Origin of the sequence: Dietzia sp. UBA5065 (assembly GCA_002415925.1) — a bacterium.
Lineage (GTDB): Bacteria > Actinomycetota > Actinomycetes > Mycobacteriales > Mycobacteriaceae > Dietzia.
This window is the reverse complement of record DIAZ01000073.1, coordinates 1-2,664: the sequence shown is the minus strand read 5'-3', so window position 1 is coordinate 2,664 and position 2,664 is coordinate 1. Positions and strand designations below refer to the sequence as shown.

Genomic DNA, 2,664 nt, shown 5'->3' with positions numbered 1-2,664 from the left:
AGGCCGGAAATGGGAGACGCGGCCCGGGCTCGAGAGCACCGGGCCGCGTCCGCGGCGGAGGATAGGGGATTTGAACCCCTGAGGGGCTATAAACCCCAACCCGCGTTCCAGGCGAGCGCCATAGGCCACTAGGCGAATCCTCCGTGGACGAGAGTACCCAGCGCGGCCGACCAGTGGCAAACCACGGGCGGCGTGCGACAACCGGGGCGGCACGGCTAGACTCGGCCCCGGACCCCGCGCGGCGTCCATCCTGTGAACTCCCCCAGGGCCGGAAGGCAGCAAGGGTCAGCGGGCTCTGGCGGGTGCGCGGGGTCCCTTGACGTCTGGGCACCACCACCACCGAAGTTGTCGATCCCTTACCGGAGGCCAACCATGGCGCTGTCCGATCTCTCCGCCGACGACCTCGGCCGACTCGAGTCGGAGCTGGTCTCCGAATACGACTCGTTTGCCGAGCGGGGACTGTCCCTCGACCTGACCCGGGGCAAGCCGTCGCCCGAGCAGCTGGATCTCTCGGAGCGGCTGCTGTCTCTGCCGGGGGAGGGCGATCACCTGGCGGGCAAGACCGATGTCCGCAACTACGGTGGCGGCGCCGGGTTGCCCGAGCTGCGGGCGATCATCGCGGAGTTGCTGGGCGTGGACGCCGGCCGCGTGATCGCGCAGGACAACGCGAGCCTGTCGATCATGTACGACCTGGTGGCCTTCTCGATGCTGTTCGGCACGCCCGACTCGGCCCGGCCGTGGAAGGACGAGCCGACGCTGCGGTGGCTGTGCCCGGTTCCCGGCTACGACCGGCACTTCGGCATCACCGAGGCGCTCGGCATCGAGATGATCCCGGTGCCACTCGGGGCGACCGGCCCCGACATGGACGAGGTCGAGAGGCTGGTCGCGGAGGACCCGTCCATCAAGGGCATGTGGTGCGTCCCGATCTTCTCCAACCCCACGGGCGCCACCTACGACGACCACACGGTGTCCCGCCTGGCGAGGATGGCCACGGCCGCCCCGGATTTCCGGATCGTCTGGGACAACGCCTACGTGGTGCACACGCTCACCGGGGACTTCCCCAAGGTGCCCGCCGTCGACGAACTCGCCGCCGAGGCGGGTCACCCGAACCGCTTCCTCCAGGTGTGTTCGACCTCCAAGATCACCTTCGCCGGCGCGGGCGTGTCCTTCCTGGCCGCGTCCCAGGCCAACCTCGACTGGTACCTCGCGCACGCGGGCGTCCGGTCGATCGGTCCCAACAAGGTCAACCAGCTGGCGCACCTGCGGTTCTTCGGGGACGCCGACGGGCTCCGCGCCCACATGCAGGAGCATCGCCGGAGCATCGCCCCGAAGTTCGAGGCGGCCGACGCCGCACTGACTCGACGGCTCGGGGAGCACGCCGTCGCGAGCTGGACCCACCCGGAGGGCGGCTACTTCATCGACCTCGAGGTGGTCGACGGCACCGCCACGGAGACCGTCCGCCTGGCCAAGGAGCTCGGGGTGGCGCTGACGCCGGCGGGCTCGGCGTATCCGTACGGCCGGGATCCCGACGATCGGCACATCCGGCTGGCCCCCACGCTGCCGCCGCTGGCCGAGGTTCGGACGGCGATGGACGTGGTGGGATTGTGCGCGCTGCTCGCGGCGTGCCGCGCATCGCGCACGTGATGTAACACCGGATCGGTTCCCGTTAATCGACGACTGTCATCGGCCGCTTCGCTCCGCTGCCCGGGCCGTGGCGTTCTCCCACGTGGAAACGCGCACGCGCAGGTCGCGACAGTGATCTAGAACACGTTCTCATTATGTGAACCCGCACGTCTGCACGATGGGCGGCCGCTTGACGTGGGGGTTCGCACCGCCGGGCCGCTACTGAGCAATAGTCAATAATAATAGACTCTTGAAACAGGCCAGGGGTTCTGGTTGTATCTGAGGGGTCCGAACCAGCAGAGGTCGGGCACCGGAGTGCGGCTGAGGGGCCGCGAGGGGCCGGTGTTCGATCTGGGTTCGGAATCGCCGCGTAGCGAGGGTCTGAGGGGGCCCGTAGCAGCGCGAAGGACGTCGGGAGGGGCTGCGGAGACGCGGCCCCTCCGGTCATTTCGGCCCACGGGGAACGGGCGGGTCCGGAACGCGCGCGCTCGCCCTCGTCGTCGTCGTACCCCCTGGGTACCCTCTACTCGTGGCTCTCTATCGGAAGTACCGTCCCGCCTCGTTCGCCGAGGTCGTGGGCCAGGAACACGTCACCGAACCCCTGTCGGTGGCACTGTCCTCCGGTCGTATCAACCACGCCTACCTCTTCTCCGGGCCGCGCGGCTGCGGCAAGACCTCGTCCGCCCGCATCCTCGCCCGCTCGCTCAACTGCGTCCAGGGGCCCACCGCCACGCCGTGCGGGGAGTGTGACTCGTGCGTGGCGCTCGCGCCCGGCGGGACGGGCACCCTCGACGTGACGGAGCTCGACGCGGCCAGCCACGGCGGCGTCGACGACACGCGTGACCTGCGTGAACGGGCGTTCTTCGCGCCGGCGTCGTCGCGATACCGGGTGCTCATCATCGACGAGGCCCACATGGTGACCAACGCGGGCTTCAACGCGCTGCTCAAGATCGTGGAGGAGCCGCCGGAGCACCTCATCTTCATCTTCGCCACCACCGAGCCGGACAAGGTCCTGCCGACCATCCGCTCGCGCACCCACCA

At 69.3% G+C, this 2,664-nt stretch carries 2 protein-coding genes, 1 tRNA gene and 1 other RNA gene; 3 read left to right on the top strand and 1 reads right to left on the bottom strand.

The annotated features are described in order from the left end of the window. Positions 1–55: 55 nt before the first annotated feature. A tRNA-Ser gene (locus B4M60_RS05555) sits at positions 56–143 on the bottom strand. A gap of 83 nt (positions 144–226) precedes the next feature. Here B4M60_RS05555 and ffs point away from each other — a divergent pair. From ffs to dnaX, 3 genes are all read left to right on the top strand, one after another. Further along, positions 227–321: signal recognition particle sRNA small type (ffs, locus tag B4M60_RS05550), an RNA gene on the top strand. A gap of 51 nt (positions 322–372) precedes the next feature. Then, complete coding sequence (locus tag B4M60_RS05545; protein WP_291081077.1) at positions 373–1,644, top strand: aminotransferase class I/II-fold pyridoxal phosphate-dependent enzyme; 1,272 nt, start codon at positions 373–375, stop codon at positions 1,642–1,644. Between the two features lie 508 nt (positions 1,645–2,152). After that, positions 2,153–2,664: DNA polymerase III subunit gamma/tau (gene dnaX, locus B4M60_RS05540; RefSeq protein ID WP_291081075.1), on the top strand; the 512-nt coding region annotated here is incomplete at its 3' end.

What these genes read in the sequence shown, in the direction of transcription:
- B4M60_RS05545 (WP_291081077.1), top strand. Translation starts at nt 373, where the DNA reads ATGGCGCTGTCCGATCTCTCCGCCGACGACCTCGGCCGACTCGAGTCG.